This is a genomic window from Kitasatospora hibisci (genome assembly GCF_043950205.1).
In the GTDB taxonomy this organism is placed as follows: Bacteria; Actinomycetota; Actinomycetes; order Streptomycetales; family Streptomycetaceae; genus Kitasatospora; species Kitasatospora hibisci.
This window is the reverse complement of sequence record NZ_CP171642.1, coordinates 4,013,427-4,031,302: the sequence shown is the minus strand read 5'-3', so window position 1 is coordinate 4,031,302 and position 17,876 is coordinate 4,013,427. Positions and strand designations below refer to the sequence as shown.

At 72.7% G+C, this 17,876-nt stretch carries 15 protein-coding genes and 1 pseudogene; 7 read left to right on the top strand and 9 right to left on the bottom strand.

Features of this window, described 5'->3' with window-relative positions; all coding sequences use genetic code 11:
* Positions 1-37 precede the first annotated feature (37 nt).
* Together tenA and ACF9IK_RS17365 are read left to right on the top strand one after the other, a co-directional pair.
* Entirely contained in the window at positions 38-706 is a 669-nt protein-coding gene (gene tenA, locus ACF9IK_RS17370; RefSeq protein WP_395295109.1) for a thiaminase II, read from the top strand.
* 226 nt (positions 707-932) lie between these two features.
* On the top strand, positions 933-1,133 hold the full coding sequence (locus ACF9IK_RS17365; RefSeq protein WP_395295108.1) for a DUF5326 family protein: 201 nt from the start codon (positions 933-935) through the stop codon (positions 1,131-1,133).
* Between the two features lie 88 nt (positions 1,134-1,221).
* Here ACF9IK_RS17365 and ACF9IK_RS17360 read toward each other — a convergent pair whose 3' ends face one another.
* Both ACF9IK_RS17360 and ACF9IK_RS17355 read right to left on the bottom strand, forming a co-directional pair.
* Positions 1,222-2,706 carry a flotillin family protein gene (locus tag ACF9IK_RS17360; protein WP_395295107.1) on the bottom strand — a complete coding sequence of 495 codons (1,485 nt, stop codon included), beginning with the start codon at positions 2,704-2,706 and terminating at the stop codon, positions 1,222-1,224.
* Positions 2,707-2,842: 136 nt separating this feature from the next.
* Positions 2,843-3,049: a hypothetical protein gene (locus ACF9IK_RS17355; RefSeq protein ID WP_238860567.1), complete on the bottom strand. Its 207-nt coding sequence runs from the start codon at positions 3,047-3,049 to the stop codon at positions 2,843-2,845.
* A 351-nt stretch (positions 3,050-3,400) separates the two neighbouring features.
* On the opposite strand from ACF9IK_RS17355, the gene thiC reads away from it, so the two are divergent.
* Positions 3,401-5,215 (top strand): phosphomethylpyrimidine synthase ThiC, encoded by a 1,815-nt coding sequence (gene thiC, locus ACF9IK_RS17350; RefSeq protein WP_395295106.1) that lies wholly within the window; start codon positions 3,401-3,403, stop codon positions 5,213-5,215.
* A gap of 78 nt (positions 5,216-5,293) precedes the next feature.
* Positions 5,294-5,821: pseudogene (locus tag ACF9IK_RS17345) on the top strand (Uma2 family endonuclease); the annotation flags it as partial.
* A 57-nt stretch (positions 5,822-5,878) separates the two neighbouring features.
* Here ACF9IK_RS17345 and ACF9IK_RS17340 read toward each other — a convergent pair.
* The 3 genes from ACF9IK_RS17340 to ACF9IK_RS17330 form a co-directional block, all read right to left on the bottom strand.
* Positions 5,879-7,258 carry an FAD-binding oxidoreductase gene (locus ACF9IK_RS17340; protein ID WP_395295105.1) on the bottom strand — a complete coding sequence of 460 codons (1,380 nt, stop codon included), beginning with the start codon at positions 7,256-7,258 and terminating at the stop codon, positions 5,879-5,881.
* A gap of 285 nt (positions 7,259-7,543) precedes the next feature.
* Positions 7,544-8,932 (bottom strand): glutamate decarboxylase, encoded by a 1,389-nt coding sequence (locus tag ACF9IK_RS17335; protein ID WP_395295104.1) that lies wholly within the window; start codon positions 8,930-8,932, stop codon positions 7,544-7,546.
* A 94-nt stretch (positions 8,933-9,026) separates the two neighbouring features.
* Positions 9,027-9,434, bottom strand: a complete 408-nt coding sequence (locus tag ACF9IK_RS17330) for a VOC family protein (protein ID WP_395298601.1) — start codon at positions 9,432-9,434, stop codon at positions 9,027-9,029.
* Between the two features lie 121 nt (positions 9,435-9,555).
* Between ACF9IK_RS17330 and ACF9IK_RS17325 the strand changes: the two genes are divergently transcribed.
* Together ACF9IK_RS17325 and ACF9IK_RS17320 are read left to right on the top strand one after the other, a co-directional pair.
* Positions 9,556-10,443: a LysR family transcriptional regulator gene (locus ACF9IK_RS17325; RefSeq protein ID WP_395295103.1), complete on the top strand. Its 888-nt coding sequence runs from the start codon at positions 9,556-9,558 to the stop codon at positions 10,441-10,443.
* A 147-nt stretch (positions 10,444-10,590) separates the two neighbouring features.
* Positions 10,591-10,887, top strand: a complete 297-nt coding sequence (locus ACF9IK_RS17320; protein WP_395295102.1) for a putative quinol monooxygenase — start codon at positions 10,591-10,593, stop codon at positions 10,885-10,887.
* Positions 10,888-10,975: 88 nt separating this feature from the next.
* Here the strand turns inward: ACF9IK_RS17320 and ACF9IK_RS17315 are convergent, their stop codons facing one another.
* From ACF9IK_RS17315 to ACF9IK_RS17305, 3 genes are all read right to left on the bottom strand, one after another.
* The gene (locus tag ACF9IK_RS17315) at positions 10,976-11,977 is read right to left on the bottom strand and encodes a hypothetical protein (protein WP_395295101.1); all 1,002 of its coding nucleotides are present in this window, start codon (positions 11,975-11,977) and stop codon (positions 10,976-10,978) included.
* A 212-nt stretch (positions 11,978-12,189) separates the two neighbouring features.
* Positions 12,190-13,428, bottom strand: a complete 1,239-nt coding sequence (locus ACF9IK_RS17310) for a metallophosphoesterase (protein WP_395295100.1) — start codon at positions 13,426-13,428, stop codon at positions 12,190-12,192.
* Between the two features lie 201 nt (positions 13,429-13,629).
* A complete protein-coding gene (locus tag ACF9IK_RS17305; protein WP_395295099.1) occupies positions 13,630-14,787 on the bottom strand; it encodes a LacI family DNA-binding transcriptional regulator in 1,158 nt (385 codons plus the stop codon).
* Positions 14,788-15,161: 374 nt separating this feature from the next.
* Between ACF9IK_RS17305 and hisC the strand changes: the two genes are divergently transcribed.
* Positions 15,162-16,244 carry a histidinol-phosphate transaminase gene (gene hisC, locus ACF9IK_RS17300; RefSeq protein ID WP_395295098.1) on the top strand — a complete coding sequence of 361 codons (1,083 nt, stop codon included), beginning with the start codon at positions 15,162-15,164 and terminating at the stop codon, positions 16,242-16,244.
* 125 nt (positions 16,245-16,369) lie between these two features.
* Here hisC and ACF9IK_RS17295 read toward each other — a convergent pair whose 3' ends face one another.
* Positions 16,370-17,803 (bottom strand): MFS transporter, encoded by a 1,434-nt coding sequence (locus tag ACF9IK_RS17295; protein ID WP_395295097.1) that lies wholly within the window; start codon positions 17,801-17,803, stop codon positions 16,370-16,372.
* Between the last annotated feature and the right edge of the window lie 73 nt (positions 17,804-17,876).

The following is a 17,876-nucleotide window of genomic DNA, read 5'->3' as shown; positions in this document are numbered from 1 at the left end:
CCGTGGCGGGCGGGGCCCGGTTGGCTAGGGTCGGGGTATGAGCCTGAGCCTGACGGAAGAACTCTGGGCGGCGATCGAGCCGGTCTACGCCGAGATCCTCGACCACCCCTTCATCGGCGGCCTCACCGACGGCACCCTGCCGCGCGAGGCCTTCCGCCACTTCGTCGTCCAGGACTCGCACTACCTGCGCGACTACGCCCGCGCGCTCGCCGTGTGCGCCGCCAAGGCGCCCGGAGAGGAGGACGTGCGGGCCTTCGCCGACGACGCGGTCGGCGCGCTGGCGGCCGAGCAGGGCATGCACGCCGAGTTCATGACGGCCTTCGGCGGCAGCGCCGAGGAGGCCGCGGCCGAGGCGGTGCTGCCCACCACCCGCGCGTACACCAGCTACCTGCTGGCCACCGTCTACGGCGGCTCCTTCGCGGAGGCGGTCGGCGCGGTGCTGCCCTGCTACTGGATCTACGCGCGGGTCGGGGACGAGCTGCTCGCCAAGGGCTCCCCCGACCCGCTGTACGCCAAGTGGATCGCCACCTACGGCGACGAGGCCTTCCAGTCCGTGGTGCGCCGCGTCCTGGCGCTCGCCGACCGGATCGGGGAGGAGATCTCCCCGGCCGAACGCCGCCGCGTGGTGGAGCACTTCGTCACCACCTCGCGGTACGAGTGGATGTTCTGGGACGCCGCCTGGCGCGGGGAGGCCTGGCCGGTCTGAGCCGTCCGGCCGTGGCCGGGGGCGAGCCGCCCGGCCGCTGTCCGGGCCGTCGCCCGCCCCTCCGGGCCAGGGGTTTCCCCGGTGCCGGGGTAGGGGTGATCTCCGGGTTCTCTCCGGGCCGTTGGCCCTCGTTCCGCCCCGTGCGCCACCGTACGATCGAAGTACCGAAAGCAAACGGGATGCGGCACCGGACGGCAGCCGGCCCGAGGGGAGAGAAGGAACGGACATGGCTGAGTTCTGGAAGTCGCTGCCCTCCTGGGTGCGCAACATCGTTGTCCCGGTGATCGTGCTGATCCTGGCCTGGAACATCGTCGGCTTCGTGTTCGGCGTGGTCGGCGCCCTGCTGAGCCTGGCCTTCAAGCTGCTGGTCGTGGTCGGCATCGCCGCCGCCGTGGTGATCCTGGTGAAGAAGGCCGCCAGGGGCTAGGTACCGCCCCGCGCCCGTCGGCCGACGCCCGTACCCCGCCGAGGGTGCGGGCGTCGGCCGTTCCCGGACGCCACAGGCCCCGGCGCCGTCACTCCTCGATCGGCACCTGCTGGACCGGCACCTGCCCGCCCGGCCGCGCGGCGGCCGCGGGCACGGCCGGGGCGGCCTCGGCGGGCTGCGCCGGCCCCTGCAGCGTGCTGAGCAGCTGCCGGGCGAGCCCGAGCCCCGTCCCGCCCATGGTGAGTGCCTTGGCGAAGAGGTCCCCGACGCCCTCGGCGCCGTTGAGCAACACCATGTGCTCGACGTTGGCGAAGGACTCCGATGCGGCCAGCACGACGTCCGGCCACTTCTCGGCCAGCTCCTGGGCCACCACGGCGTCCGGGTTGGCCGTCAGGGCCGCCGCCCGGGCCTTGATCCCCTCCGCCTTGGCGAGCCCGATCGCCCGGGCCGCCGACGCGTCCGCCAGACCTCGGGCCTCGGCGGCCGACGCCTCCGCCTGCCCGGTGGCCCTGGTCGCCTCGGCGGCCGCCAGCCCGCGCACCTTGGTGGCCTCGGCCTCGGCCTCCGCCGCGATCTTGACCTGGCTGGCCTCGGCGGCCGCCTTCAGCTCGGTCTCCCGGGCCTGGGCCTGTGCTGCGGAGATCCGTGCGTCGCGGTCGGCCTCGGCCCGGGTGCGGGTCTCGTACGCCTTGGCGTCGGCCGGCTTGCGGACGTCGATCTGCAGCTGCTGTTCCTTCCGCTGGGCCTCCAACTGGGCGACCCTGGTCTCCTGGACCACGACCTCCTGCCGGGCGGCGGCCTCGGCGAGCGGTCCGGCCTGCTGGGCGCGGGCGCTGGCGGTGTCCCGTTCGGCCTGGTAGGCGGCCTGCTGGATCTCGCTGTTGCGGGTCGCCTCGGCCTTGCGGGCGGCCGCCTCCTGCTCGGCCTCGGTGGCCATCCGGTCGGCCTCGGCCTGGGCGATCCGGGCGTCCCGCTGGACGGCGGCCGCGTGCGGGATGGCGAGGTTCTTGATGTAGCCGGTCGGGTCGATGATCTCCTGGATCTGCAGGGTGTCGATGATCAGCCCGAGCTTCTCCATCTCCAGCCCGGAGGCGGCCCGGGTCTCCCCGGTCAGCCGTTCGCGGTCGCGGATCATGTCCTCGACGGTGAGGCCGCCGACGATCGAGCGCAGGTGGCCGGCGAAGACGTTGTGCACCCGCTGGCTGATCAGCTTCTGCTGGTCGAGGAAGCGCCGGGCGGCGTTGGCGATCGAGACGTGGTCGTCGCCGACCTTGAAGATCACCACGCCCTTGACCCGGACCGGGATGCCCTGGGTGGTGACGCACTCGACGTTCAGCTCGGCCTCGTTGAGGTCCAGCGAGAGCCGTCGGACGCCCTGCAGACCCGGGGTGACGAAGGTGCCGCGGCCGGTGACGATCCGGAACCCGAGCCCGTCGCCGACTCCCTCGGTCCGGTGCTTGGAACCGGAGATGATCAGTGCCTCGTTCGGCTCGGCCACCCGCCACATGAGTTTGAAGAGCGTGATCCCCACGAGCAGCACCGCGGCGGCCGCCCCGATGATGACGTACAGCATGGTTCAAATCCCCCTTCCGGCGCATCAGATGCGCCGATTGGGATTCTCCGCTCGGGGCAACCGCTTCGGAAGGGAGCCGACATGACGTACCGTCACGGACTTGCCGCGCCGTCGCAGCTCTGTCATGGCGGTCCCGTCACGGCAGCACCGGGGCCACGTAGACGGTCCGCGGCGGGTGGTACTCGACGACCACCACCGGTGTCCCGACCGGCAGCCGCTCGCCCGGCACGGCGAGGTAGGCGAGGAAGGCCTCCGTCCCCTGGCGCTCCGGGACGTGCACCATCACCTCGCCGACCAGTCCCGCCCCCACCGCTCCGCTGACCCGACCCGCGCTCCCGACCACTCGGCCCTCCCGTCCCGCGACCCCGGGGCGCCCGACCGCCGTCGACCGCCCCGCCCTGTGACTGCCAGTCTGCCCGCCCCCGCCGGAAGCAGACGGCCTGCCGCGGAATCCCGCCGACGGTCGGGCCCGGTGGCCGGCCCCGGCGTCTCTCTCCTCGACCCCCCTCTGGACCAGCGGCGATCGGCTCGCTACGGTGTTGGACGTCATGCGCAGGCAACACCGCCTGCGGACACGGGAGCTCGGAGCACCGGGCTGAGAGGACGCTGACCGGTACGTCGACGGACGTGCCGACCGCTGCGTCGACCGCAGGAACCTGACCGGGTAATGCCGGCGTAGGGAGTAGAGGGTCTGATGACCACCTTTGATGCACAGCCGAACTCTGCCCGCAGCACCGGGACGAGCGGCGCCGCGGTCGCCGGCTACCCGACCCCGGCCTGGCGCAAGGCCTACCGCGAGGGGTCCCGCCCCGACCTGCGCGTCCCGTACCGCGAGGTCCTGCTCACCAACGACCGGACCGTGCCGCTGTACGACACCTCCGGTCCGTACACCGACCCCGGGTACGAGCCCGACGTGCGGCGCGGCCTGCCGCCGCTGCGCGACGCCTGGATCCGCCAGCGTGGCGACGTCGAGGAGTACGACGGCCGCGAGGCCCGCCCCGAGGACGACGGGATCAAGCACACCTCGCCGCGCGGCGGGAACCTGCGCAACCTCGACGCGGTCTTCCCCGGCCGCCCGCGCCGCCCGCTGCGGGGCCGTGCCGGTGCCCCCGTCACCCAGCTGGCCTACGCGAAGCGGGGGATCGTCACCCCCGAGATGGAGTTCGTGGCCCTGCGCGAAGGGCTCGCACCCGAGTTCGTGCGGGACGAGGTGGCCCGCGGCCGCGCCGTCATCCCGGTCAACGTGAACCACCCCGAGGTGGAGCCGGCCGTCATCGGCACCAACTTCCTGGTGAAGATCAACGCCAACATCGGCAACTCGGCCGTCACCTCCTCGATCGAGGAGGAGGTGGAGAAGATGACCTGGGCGACCCGCTGGGGCGCCGACACCGTCATGGACCTCTCCACCGGCCGCAACATCCACACCACCCGCGAGTGGATCCTGCGCAACTCACCCGTGCCGATCGGCACCGTGCCGCTCTACCAGGCGCTGGAGAAGGTCGACGGCAGGGCCGAGGAGCTGAGCTGGGACGTCTACCGCGACACGATCATCGAGCAGTGCGAGCAGGGCGTCGACTACATGACCGTGCACGCCGGCGTGCTGCTGCGCTACGTGCCGCTGACCGCCCGCCGCAAGACCGGCATCGTCTCGCGCGGCGGCTCGATCATGGCCGCCTGGTGCCTGGCGCACCACCGGGAGAACTTCCTCTACACCAACTTCGAGGAGCTCTGCGACATCCTCGCGAGCTACGACGTCACCTTCTCGCTGGGTGACGGCCTGCGCCCGGGGTCGATCGCCGACGCCAACGACGAGGCGCAGTTCGCCGAGCTGCAGACGCTGGGAGAGCTGGGCCGGATCGCCCGTGCCAAGGACGTCCAGGTGATGATCGAGGGCCCGGGCCACGTCCCGATGCACAAGATCAAGGAGAACATGGATCTCCAGAAGGAGATCTGCGACGAGGCGCCGTTCTACACCCTCGGCCCGCTCACCACCGACGTCGCCCCCGGCTACGACCACATCACCTCGGGCATCGGCGCCGCGATGATCGCCTGGTGGGGCACCGCGATGCTCTGCTACGTCACGCCCAAGGAGCACCTGGGCCTGCCCAACCGGGACGACGTGAAGACCGGCGTCATCACCTACAAGATCGCCGCGCACGCCGCCGACCTGGCGAAGGGCCACCCCGGGGCCCAGGAGTGGGACGACGCGCTCTCCGACGCCCGCTTCGAGTTCCGCTGGGAGGACCAGTTCAACCTGGCCCTCGACCCGGAGACGGCCCGCGAGTTCCACGACGAGACGCTGCCCGCCGAGCCGGCGAAGACGGCCCACTTCTGCTCGATGTGCGGCCCGAAGTTCTGCTCGATGAAGATCAGCAAGAGCATCAACGAGCAGTTCGGCAACGGCGCGGCCTCGCCGGAGTACGACGAGGCGGCCGTCGAGGGCATGAAGGCGATGTCCGAGGAGTTCAAGGCCCAGGGAAGCAAGGTCTACCTGCCGATGGCGGACTGACACAGGACCGTCGAAGACGCTGTCCCGCGACGCCGAAGAGGCTGTCATGGGGCAGCGTCTCGTTTGTCTGCCGGCAGCGTGGTGCCGGGCCGTACTCCAGGAGGACAGACGAACCCTGAGCACCTCGCCTTGGTCGAGGAGTTACGCAGGTCTGCGCCGGCGAACCTCAAGATCGAGTTCTCTGGTGACATGGTCATCATGCAGGTCTCGCCCTCGGCCATCCACGGGCGGAACCTCTCCGTCGTTCGCCGACGGTTCGAGGCTCATGCCCCGGCGGGATACCTGTCCACGGGGAACATGGATCTGACCTCGCCCCAGGTCTCCAAGCTGCGGAACCCGGACCTCACGTATCTCCCCGAAGACGCCATGACGAGTACGGAGAACAAGGTTCCGGCCGAGCTGGCCGTCATCGCCGTTGAGATCGTCTCACCTTCGAACCCGGAGAACGACCGGGTCGGCAAGCTCCGTGACTACCCGCTGATGCAGATCCCGCTCTACCTCTCGGTGGACGCCGCGCGGAAGACAGTCGCGCTCTTCAGTGAGCCCGAGGCCGGTCGCTATCGGATGAGGGAAGATGCCGACTTCGGGGAAGCCGTCCACATCCCCGAGCCGTTCGGTTTCATCCGTCCCGGCGGCCGTCGTCGCCGGCCGTCGTCGCAGGCCTCAGCTCGGCCGAGGCCGGATGTTGTGGTTCACGTGGAAGAGGTTGCCGGGGTCGTAGGCCTGCTTGACGGCGACCAGGCGGGCGTAGTTGTCACGGTAGTTCGCGGTCACCCGGTGCTGGTCGTCGGCACTCATGAAGTTGACGTAGCCGCCTTCAGCGGAGTGCGGTTCGAGGGCCGCGTAGTAGTCGCGCACCCATGCGGTGTTGGCCTCGGAATCGGCCGGGTCGGGCCAGGCACCGGCGATCACGGTGGCGAAGTTGGCGTCGCGGAAGGAGAAGGCCGTGGCATCGGGGGCAACCCGGTGGACGGCGCCGTTGAGCGGGTAGACGTGGCAGGTCGAGTTGACCGTCGGCACCCGTGGACCGTGCTCGACGTGCGCGGCGATCGCCTCGTCGGTGAGCTCGGTGGCGAAGACGCCCTTCCAGTACTGGTGCAGGCCGGGCGGCAGCAGCGCGTCGAACGCGCCCACCAGCGCCGGGTACGGCATCGGGCCGACCATCTCGGCGACCACCGGCGCCACCTCGCGGTACGGCCGCACAGCCCGCTCGGCCTCCTCCATCGCGCCGCTCCAGCAGACGACCATGATCGCGAAGGTGTCGCCGTGCCGGTCCGCCGGGATGAACGGCAGTGGGGGTGCGATCTGGAAGCCGGGGAAGACGCTCAGTTCCTCGGGTGCGTCGACGATGGCGTCGCGGTAGAACCGCATGATCTCGGCCGTGTGCTCCGGCTCGTAGAGGATCGGCCCGGCGTAGACGTCCTTGACCGGGGAGAGGCGGTACTCGAAGGAAGTCACCACACCGAAGTTGCCACCCCCGCCGCGCAGCGCCCAGAACAGGTCGGGGTGGCTCTGCTCGTCGACGACCAGGAACCGGCCGTCCGCCGTCACCACGTCGGCGGAGATCAGGTTGTCGCAGGTCAGGCCCATCCTGCGGGCCAGGTACCCGAAGCCGCCGCCGAGAGTGAGTCCACCGACCCCGGTGGTGGAGATGATGCCGCCGGTGACGGCCAGGCCGAACGGGTAGGTCGCTGCGTTGAGGTCCGCCAGGGTGGCCCCGCCCTCGACCCGGGCCGTCCGCCGTTCCGGGTCCACCCGGACGCCGCGCATCCCGCCGAGATCGGCCACGATGCCGTCGTCGCAGGTTCCGTACCCCGGGGCGCTGTGCGACCCGCCGCGAACCGCCAGGTCGAGTGCGTTCTCCCGGGCGAAGTCCACCGCGGCCATCGCATCGCCCGCGGTGGCGCACCGCACGACCACGGCGGGCCTGCGGTCGACCATGGCGTTGTAGACCCTGCGAGCCTCGTCGTAGCCCTCGTCGCCGGCGGTGACCACCGCACCGTGCACCCGGCTCGTCAACTCTTCAACCGTCTGTTTGCTCATCGCGTCGCTCCTGCCACGGTTCCCCCGGGCCTGCGGAACGACCGGCGCACGCGGCCGACAGTCCCAGGTCGGCGACTTCTCACGCTACGCCGTGCGGGGCGACATCCCCACCCGACGCGATGAGCGACCGGCGACCGTGCAGCACGCCCGTCTCCGCGGGAGCGCGGGCCGCCGGCGTCGACCTGCTGTGCCGGTCCGGGGGTTGAACCCGTCCTCGACACGGGCGCAGCCACGGTGCTGCTCCGGGAGGTGGAGCGGGCTTCCCAAGCAGCGCTGCGGCACGTCTCAGTGGTGGAAGCCGACGCGGTCCGCGTCGCGGGGGCGGCCCTCGTCGAGGTGCTTGATCGCCCTTCGCATGTCGTCGGCGAGGAGTTCGATCTCGTCGCGGTCGATGCCGTGGCGGACCAGGACGCGCTGGATGACCGTCTCCTGGCGGTCCGGGGGGAGCGGGTAGGACGGGACCTGCCAGCCGCGCATGCGGAGCAGGTCGGAGAGGTCGTACAGGCTCCAGCCGACCGAGTCGGGGTCGGTGAGCGTCCAGGAGACGGCGGGCAGCGCGCCCACGCCGTCGTAGAGCAGGGTGAAGGGGCCCATCTCGGCGACCTGCCGGCCGAGGTGCTGCGCGGTGTCGGCGCACGCCCGGTAGACCCGGCGGTACCCCTCGCGGCCGAGCCGCAGGAACATGAAGTACTGGGCGACCACCTGGCCGCCGGGTCGGGAGAAGTTCAGGGCGAGGGTGGGCATGTCGCCGCCGAGGTAGTCGACGTGGAAGACCAGCCCGTCCGGCAGGGCGTCCTGGTCGCGCCAGAGGGCCCAGCCGACGCCGAGCGGGGCCATCCCGTACTTGTGGCCCGAGGCGTTGATCGAGGCGACCCGCGGCAGCCGGAAGTCCCAGACCAGGTCGCGGTGGAGGAACGGCGCGATGAAGCCGCCCGACGCCGCGTCGACGTGCAGCGGGACGTCGAGGCCGGTCTCCACCTGGAGGCGGTCCAGTTCGGCCGCGATCTCCGCCACCGGCTCGTACGTGCAGGTGTAGGTCACCCCGAGGATCGCGACCACGCCGATGGTGTTCTCGTCCACGTAGTCGCGCAGCTGGTGCGGCTGGAGGCCGGTCGCGCCGGGCTCCACCGGCACCTGCCGCAGCTCCACGTCGAAGTACCGGGCGAACTTCTCCCAGCACACCTGCACCGGCCCGCAGACCAGGTTCGGCCGCTCGGTCGACTGCCCCGCGGCCTGCCGGCGGCTGCGCCACCGCCACTTCAGGGCGAGACCGCAGAGCATGGCGGCCTCGCTGGAGCCGGTGGTGGAACAGCCGACCGCGTTGCTGCCGCCGGAGCCGGCCGGGGCGTGCCAGAGGTCGGCGAGGACGTTCACGCAGCGTGACTCGATCTCCGCGGTCTGCGGGTACTCGTCCTTGTCGACGATGTTCTTGTCGAGGCACAGGTCCATCAGGCGGCGGACCTCGTCGTCCATCCAGGTGGTGCAGAAGGTGGCGAGGTTCTGCGCGGCGTTGCCGTCCAGCAGCAGTTCGTTGCGCAGCAGTTGGAAGACCACCGAGGGAGGCGCCGGGAAGTCCGGCATGGCCCGCTTGGGCAGCGGGTGCTCACTCAGCGGCGAGGCGAAGATGTCGACGGCCGGGTCGGTCGCCGGTTCCTGTGCGTTGTGGAGGGCCATCGGTCACCTCTCGATCGGTCCACGGGTTCGAGTCGGACATTACGGACACGGTCGAGAGGTCGGCATGCCGGCGTACGCCATCCGGCACGGTGCCCTATGCGGCCGCGGCGTCCTCCGCGTCCCCGGCGTACCAGCGGAGCTCCACGGTGTTGCCGTCCGGGTCCGCGACGTAGAGCGAGGTGCCGGTGCCGCGGGCGCCGTAACGCGGGCCCGGGCCGTCGAGGACGGTGAAGACGCCGGAGTCGACGACCTCCTGCCAGTCCAGCGGCTCGACGGTGAGGCAGAGGTGGTCGACGTTGGACTCGCCGCGCGGGCGGGCGAACAGGTCGATGATGGTCTGCTCGTCGACCCGGACCGAGGGGAACGAGACCTCGCCCGCTCGCCACTCCTCGACCCGGACCGGCTCCAGGCCGAGCAGGCCGAGGTAGAACTCCAGCGAACGCTCGACGTCCCGGACGTTGAGGACGAGGTGGTCGAAGGCCTTGACGCGGACGGCGGCCATGGGTGGCTCCCGGGTGGTGGTGTGTGCGGTGACGTCCTCCACGATCCGCCGTCCGGCCGGGACGATCAATGCCGAACTGCACTAAGATCGTTGAGTCAGGCTCAACGATCGGGTGATACGAATGTGGGAGCGGCACGAGATCGAGGCGTTCCTGGTGCTCGCCGAGGAACTGCACTTCGGCCGGACCGCCGAGCGCCTGGGCGTCACCACCGGGCGGGTCAGCCAGGTGATCGGGAAGCTGGAGCGGCGGATCGGAGCCCGGCTGTTCGAGCGCACGAGCCGGGCCGTCCGGCCCACCGCGATCGGCCGGCGGCTGGTGGACGACCTGGCCCCGCTGGTGGCCGGGATCGAGGAGTCGGTGCGCCGGGCGGTGGAGGCCGGACGCGGGGTGACCGGGGAGCTGCGGGTGGCGTTCCTCGGCGAGTGGACCGCGACGGTGCTGCTCCGGGCGGTGAACCTGTTCACCGAGCGGCACCCGGGCTGCCGGGTGGAGGTCCGTGAGGTGCAGCTGTCCAACTCCCGGCCGAGCCTGGACGACGGCTCCGTCGACGTGCTCCTCGCCTCCTTCCCGTTCGACGGCATGGCGGCCGGTCCGGCGCTGCTGATCGAGCGGCGGGTACTGGCGGTGGCCGCCGGACATCCGCTGGCGCGGGCGGAGTCGGTCTCGCTGGAGGTGCTGGCCGACCATCCGGTGGTGCAGTACCCGGCGGTCACCTCGACCGGGTTCAAGCGGGACCGGACGCCCGACCGCACGCCGTCCGGGCGGCCGGTGCCGAGAGGGCCGGTGGGCAACACCTTCTCCGAGATGCTTTCCCTGGTGGCCCTGGGCCAGGGGGTGCTGCCGGTCGGCGAGCATTCCCGGCAGTACTATCCGCGCCCGGACATCGCCTACGTGCCGATCGAGGACGCGGCGCCGATCGAGCGCGGACTGGTCTGGCGGGAGTCCAACACCACCGAGCGCGTCCGCGAGTTCGTCCGGGCCGCGTCGGACGCCGCCGCCCGGGGTTAGGACCCCGGTCGCCGTCGCCGCCGTCGCCGCCGCCCCCCTCCCTGCCGTTCCCTTCCCGACGACCGGCCGGGAAGGGGCGGTGCGGGAAGATCTTGGGATGACCGGTCGGTTCGGACCGGAGACTACTCGGACCGAGGGGGAACGACGATGTCGCGGCGGATCACGGCGGTTGCGGTGCTGCGCGCCAAGGCCGGACGGGAGGCGGACGTGCGGGCGCAGGCCGCTGTGATGGCCGCGGCGAGCCTGGCGGAGCCGGGCTGCATCTCCTACCGCAACTACGTGGACCCGGACGACCCGCGCTCCTGGGTGGTGGTCGAGGAGTGGGCGTCGCGCGAGGCGTTCGAGAGGCATCTGACCAGCCCGCACCTGGCCCGCTCGGTCGAGCTCACGTCGGAACTGCTCGACGGGCCGCCGGAGTTGCGGGTGCTCAAGGCCGCGGTGTGAGGCCGGCGGCGGATCGCCTCCCCACCCCGGGAGCCGGGGCGCCGGCGGTGGCCGGGGCGCCGGCGTGGGCTGAGACCTCGTCGTGGGTTCAGACCTCGTCGGGACCGGTGAAGCCCGGGGGCGTGTAGCCGGGGCCGGTGAAGTCCGGCGGGGTGAAGGCCGCCGTGCGCGGCTCCCGGCCCCGCGGGTCGGTGAGCCCCTCCACGCCGGGGCTGCTGAAGCCCGGACCGGTGTAGCCGGGGCTGCTGAAGTCCGGGCCGCCGGTGTCGGCCCCGTCGGGGCCGGTGGAGTCGCCGCCGCGGGTGTCGGGCCGGTCCTGCTTCGGACGGCCGCCCTGTCCGGGCACGGAGGCGGACGGTGTCGTTCCCGTGCCCGCCGGCGCCGACCCCGGGGCGGCCGCCGTGGACATCGCCGCCGTGGACATCGCCGCCGTCGGGCCGGCGTCGCTGCGCAGGGCGGTGTGCAGGTAGGGCAGGAGCGCCCGGTCGCGCAGTGCCCGCTGCCACTCGCGGTGGGCCTCGCCGAGTTCGGCGGCGAGCTCCGGGTCGGTGCCGGCAGGGACGGACGGGGTCGAGCCGTCGCGGAGCGCGGTGAGGATCAGTCCGACGATGCCGACCGCCATCGCGACCGCGCCCGCCGCCAGAGCCACCCAGCCGGCCGTGATGACCGACCGGCTCAGCGCCGCCTCGGGATCGGCGGCGCGCAGCGCGTACCCGAGCAGCAGCAGGACGAGGGCGGCCGCCCAGGCCAGGATCGGCGTGAGCACGGTGAGGACGGGGAACAGCCCGGCGCCGCCGTTCGCCGAGCCCAGCTGGGCGAGGAGGCCCGGTGCGGAGGGCTCGCCGTCCGGGCCGGGTGGTGCGGGCATGCTGCGCAGGTTCGCGCGCAGCCGGGTGTAGTGCTCGTACTCGGTGCCGGCCGCGGCCGCGAGGCCGTCGGCGTCGAGCAGGGCCTGGGCACGCAGCTCCGCGGTGGTGAGGGCGCCGGGTGCGCGCAGTGCGGTGAGGACGGTGCCGTCGCGCAGTGCGTCGTCGAGGAGGCGCTCGAAGTCCGGGCGGTCCTCGGCGAGCAGATGCGGGGCGTTGTTCATGGGGACCCCGTTCAGCAGGTCCCGGTCGCTCCGCGGTGCCGTGCGCACGGAGAGGGGCGCCACACGGGCGGCCGGGTGTGGTGTGCCTCGATGGTAGGGGCGGGTGCGGCCGCGCTGACAGTAGGTTTCCGGAATTTCGCGCCCCGGGCCGCGCGTGCGGTCCGGGGCGTGCGCTGGAACTGCCGTTCGAGTGAAGGGGCGGAGACGGTCCGTCAGATCGGCAGTCGGGCGATCAGCAGCCGGCCTTCCATCGTGACGCCGCCGTCCATGGCCACCGCGAGGTCGTCCGCGTAGACGTACGGGCCGGGGATGTGCGGGGGCTGGCCGTCGTCGGCGTGCACCGCGCCGGTGAGGTACGGGATCGGGCTGTGCCCGTGCACGATCCGCGTGCCGCCGTAGGTGTCGAGCAGCTCGTGCACGGCCATCGGTCCGGCGTCGCCGCGGAAGGCGAAGCGCTTGGTGAAGCGGCGGAAGCAGTCCCACCACTCGTCCACGCCCTCGTCCGCGAGCAGGTCGTGGACGGCGTCGTTGACCTCGGCGATCGAGTCGCCGTACTCCAGGTACGCGGTGGTGTCCGAGTGCAGCAGCAGGTGGCCGTCCTCCAGCCCGATGGCGGGCAGGCGGGAGAGCCAGCTGATGTGGTGCGCCTCCAGCCGTTCCAGGTCGTGCTGCTGGCCGCCGTTGAGCCGCCAGGCGGCGAGGAAGGAGGCGGTGCCGGCGGTGGACTGGACGGGCTCGTCGCCGTACTTGGCGGCGCCGAGGAAGAGCAGCTCGTGATTGCCCATCAGGGCCCGGCAGTAGCCGCCGGCGGCGGCCGCCTCGGCGGCGAGCTGCATGACCAGGTCGATCACGCCGATGCCGTCGGGGCCGCGGTCGGTGAAGTCGCCGAGGAACCAGATCCGGGAGCGGCCGGCCGCCCAGTGGCCGTCGGCGTCGATCAGGCCCTGGTGGCGCAGCTCGGCGAGCAGCTCGTCGAGGTAGCCGTGCACGTCGCCGACGACGTAGAGCGGTCCGGGCGGCTCGTTGGGTGCCGGCGCGGGGTACGGGTGGTAGGGCGCGCCGGGCTCGGGAAGCGGCGGGCCGAGCTCGATGGTCGGCGGGTCGTCGAGGTCGTGGGCCGGCGAGGGCCGGTCCGGCAGGGTCGGTTCGTACCCGGGGTGCGCGGCCTGCGGGGCGTGACCGCCGTGCTGGGCCGCCTGGGCCTGCGCCTGGTGGTCGTGCTGACCGTGCTGGGCCTGGGCCTGCGGGTCGTGACCCCCGGCCGGCCAGTGCTGTTCGAGCCAGCGGGCACCGCCGTAGCCGCTGTACGTCTCCGACTCGTACGCCGCCTCGGCGTACCCGGTGGGCTCGGGTTCGTAGTAGGTGCCGTAGGGCAGCACGTCGAGGTCCGGCTGGTGGCGGGGGCCTGAGTCCGGGTGTTCAGGCCCGGGGAAGCGGTCCTCGGGTGTCATTCGCCCATCATAGGAAGACCACTCTCCCGGCGTCGTCACCTGGTGGGTATCCAATCCTCCGGAGCGTCAGCCGGGCGGTCCGTCAGGTCCGATTTGTCCCGGCTGGGCATGGTCCAGACCGACCCCGGCGGGGGCCGGGGTCCGTCGCAGCCCCGCACGTCCTCGGGCGGGGCGTAAGGCCCGCAGGCCCCGCGTCCGCCGCTACATCTCGCCCGGCGGGCGCGGCGGGCTGACCGTGGTGCGCGGGCTCCGGCGCTGGGAGGACGCGCGGACGATCAGTTCGGTGGGCATCAGGGTGCCGGGCGGCGGGCCGGTGCCGGCGGTGCGGAAGCGCGGCGGGAAGAGCCGGGCGATGTCGACGCCCGTCCCGGAGTCCACGCCTTCGATGGCGTCGATCAGCAGGTTCACCACGGTGGTGCCGATCCGCCGCGGCTTGAGCGAGAGCGTGGTGATCGGCGGCTCGGTGGCGGCGTAGACGTCGCTCTCGCTGCAGCAGACCAGCAGCAGGTCGTCCGGCACCCGCAGGCCGTACCGGCGGGCGGCGGCCAGCAGATCGGTGCCGTTCGGGTCGAACAGGCCGTAGACGGCGTCCGGGCGGTCCGGGCGGGCGAGCAGCCGGTCGGCGGCGACGGCTCCGGCGGCCGGGTCGTGCGCGGGGTAGGCCTCGTAGACCGGCTCCTGACCGACCTTGCCGCACCAGCCGAGGTAGGCCTCGGTGGAGAGTCGGGTATAGGTGTCGGTGCTGGTGCCGGTGAGCAGGCCGATCCGGCGGGCACCGGCCTCGGAGAGGTGGTCGAGGATGCCGAGCACGGCGGCCTCGTGGTCGTTGTCGACCCAGGCGGTGACCGGGCAGTTCCCCGGCTTGCCGTCGCTGACCACCGGGACGCCGGACCGGTACAGCTCGCTGACCAGCGGGTCCTGGTCCGGCGGGTCGATCACGACGGTGCCGTCGAGGGCGATGTTGCCCCAGACGTCGTGGCGGGAGGAGGCGGGCAGCACCACCAGCGCGTAGCCGCGGCCGAGGGCCGCGCTGGTGGCGGCGCGGGCCATCTCGGCGAAGTAGGCGAACTCGGTGAAGGTGAACGGTTCTTCGCCGTAGGTCGTGACGGTCAGCCCGATCAGGCCGGACCGGCCGGTCCGCAGGGTGCGGGCGGCGGCGGAGGGACGGTATCCGAGGCGCTCGGCGACCTCGCGCACCCGGCTTCTGGTCTCGTCGGGCAGGCGGCCCTTACCGTTCAGCGCGTCGGAGACGGTGGTGATCGACACTCCGGCGGCTGCTGCCACATCCCGGATGCCGGCCCGCTCCAGACGCCGTGAGGTGGTGGGTCGCCGACCGCTCTGGTTGGCTGCTGCTGTCATGGCGGACCGATCGTATGGCTCCTGACAAGGGTCTGTGACCGGCGCATCGGGAGCCCTTGGAGATACGTTTCTCCAAGAGTGAGCCGGTACGCGCCCCTTCGATACCCGCACGGATCCAGCCGTCTTACCTCTGACATGTGCCATTGGAACCCTGCAGAATGGCTGATCTGCGCCTGTGACCCGACCGGGCATCTCACTCCTACGGGTGAGCGCGGGTCGGTATCGTTCAGGGCACCCGACCGGGGTGGTCCGGACGCGTCGCAGGCTCCCGGGTCCGGCGGTGATCCCGCCCGGACGGGCGCGAACGCACCGGAGGCGGCTGTGCGCGGCGAGGGCCGCGCGGCCCGACGGAGAAGAAGAGAAGGAGCAGGACCGTGAGTGGAACGGCACCGCAGGGGCCCCGGCTGAGGCCGACCCTGGACGGCATCCCCACCTACAAGCCCGGCAAGCCGGCCGGCGCCGACGCCTACAAGCTGTCCTCCAACGAGAACCCCTACGACCCGTTGCCCGGCGTGCTGGAGGCGGCGGTCAAGGCGGCCGGCTCGTTCAACCGCTACCCGGACATGGGCGTCAGCGAGCTGACCGCCGAACTCGCCCGGCGCTTCGACGTCCCGGTCGAGCACATCGCCACCGGCACCGGTTCGGTCGGCGTGGCCCAGTCGCTCGTCCTCTCCACCGCCGGCCCGGGCGACGAGGTGATCTTCGCCTGGCGCTCGTTCGAGGCGTACCCGATCATCACCCAGGTCGCCGGCGCGACCCCGGTCCCGGTCCCGCTCACCGCGGGCGGCGACCACGACCTGGACGCGATGCTGGCCGCGGTCACCGAGCGGACCCGGCTGATCTTCGTCTGCAACCCCAACAACCCCACCGGCAACGTGATCCACCGCGCCGAGCTGGAGCGCTTCCTGGACGCGGTCCCCGCCGATGTCCTGGTCGTCGTCGACGAGGCCTACATCGAGTTCATCCGCGACCCCGAGGTCCCCAACGGCATCGACCTCTACCGCGACCGCCCGAACGTCTGCGTGCTGCGGACCTTCTCCAAGGCCTACGGCCTGGCGGGCCTGCGGGTCGGCTTCGCGGTCGCGCACGAGCCGGTGGCCAACGCGCTGCGCAAGACCGCGGTGCCCTTCGGCGTCACCCAGATCGCCCAGGACGCCGCCGTCGCGTCGCTGCGGGCCGAGGAGGCCCTGATGGTCCGGGTGGAGGCGCTGGTCGAGGAGCGCGCCCGGGTGGTCGCCGGGCTGCGCGCCCAGGGCTGGCAGATCCCGGACTCGCAGGCGAACTTCGTCTGGCTCGGGCTGGGCGAGCGCTCGCAGGAGTTCGCGGCCGCCTGCGCCGCGGCCGGCGTGATCGTCCGCCCGTTCCCGGAGGGCGTCCGGATCTCGATCGGAGAGGCCGAGGGCAACACGATCTTCCTCTCGGTGGCCGAGGCCTTCCGCAAGACGATCGACGGCTGACCGTCCGGAGATCCGGAGACCAGGACCCGGGGGCGCACCGCTCGGCGGTGCGCCCCCGGGCCGTTCTCGTCGGTGCCGCCGGTGCCGGCGGCCCTCCCCCGCGCGTCCGCCCGTGGCGGGGCCGCTCACCTGCGCCGGAGGAAGAGCGCCGTGGCCGCCCCGGCGAGCAGCACCAGGGCGGTGTCGGCGCCGATCGCCCAGGTGACGCCGGTGAGCACGGTGCCGCCGGCCGCCGTCGCGGTGGCGACCGCGCTCATCACCGGTGTGCCCAGGGCGATGCCGACCTGCTGGGTCATCGTCGCGACGCCGGTGGCCAGGCCCTGCTCCTCGTCCGGCAGGCCCGAGGTGGCCGTCACCATGGAGCCGACGATCGCCACCATGTTGCCCACGCCGCCGAGGAAGGCGGCCGGCAGCAGCAGCCCGAGCCAGGCCCGGTCCGCGCCGAGCAGGAGCAGTGCGGCGGTGGCCGCCGCCTGGACGAGGAAGCCGGCGACCAGGGCGTTCCGGCCGCCGAGCCGGCCCAGCACCCGGGGAGCCAGCAGGCCGCCCAGCACGGTGCCCGCACCCAGCGCGCCGAAGGCGAGGCCGGTGGCCAGGGCGGAGAAGCCGAGCACCCGCTGGAGGTAGAGGGTCAGCAGGAAGACCAGCGAGGTCTCGGTGGCGAAGGCCAGCAGCACGGCCGCGTTCCCCCAGACCACCGTGCGCCGCCGCAGCACCCGGACCGGCACCAGTGGCGCGGCGGCCCGCCGCTCCACCAGCCAGAACGCCACCAGCAGCAGCGCGGCCAGAGCCAGTGCCGACAGTGCCACCGGGTCGCCCCAGCCGTGCTCACCGGCCGTCGTCAGGCCGTAGACCAGGGCGAGCAGGCCGCCGGTGACGGTGACCGCGCCCGGCAGGTCCATCCGCGGCCGGCCCGCGCCGGCCGTCGCCCCGGTCGACGGGCGGGGGCGGCTCTCGGCGATCAGCCGGGGCGCGGTGAGCAGTACGGCCAGTGCCACCGGCACGTTGACGAAGAACGCCCAGCGCCAGCTCAGCAGGTCGGTGAGCAGGCCGCCGAGCACCGCTCCGGAGGTGAACCCGGCCGACATCAGCGCGCCGTTCAGACCGAGCGCCCGCTCGCGCAGCGGCCCCTCGGGGAAGGCCGTGGTGAGCAGCGCCAAGCCCGCCGGGGTGACGGCGGCGGTGGCCAGGCCCTGCGCGACCCGGGCCGCCAGCAGGACGCCGGGCGTGGTGGCCAGGCCGCCGGCCAGCGAGGCGACGGCGAGGACGGCCAGCCCGGCCAGGAAGACCCGGCGCCGCCCGACCAGGTCGGCCACCCGGCCGAACAGCAGGGTGAAGCCGGCCGCGCAGAGCGCGAACGCGGTGGCGATCCACTGCAGGCCGCCGAGCGGGAAGCCGAGCCCCTGGCCGATCACCGGCAGGGCGACGTTCAGGATCGAGAAGTCCACGGCGAGCATGAACTGGGCGGCCAGCAGGACGACCAGGACCAGCCGCTGCCGGCCGGTCGGGCCGGCGGCGGCCGGGCGGGCGGGTGGTGCCTCGGACAGGGTGGCGGTCAACGGTCCGCTGCCTTTCGACGGGGGAGGCCGGGGGCTCCGGGTCTCCGGGGGGTTCGGGTCTCCGGACGGATCC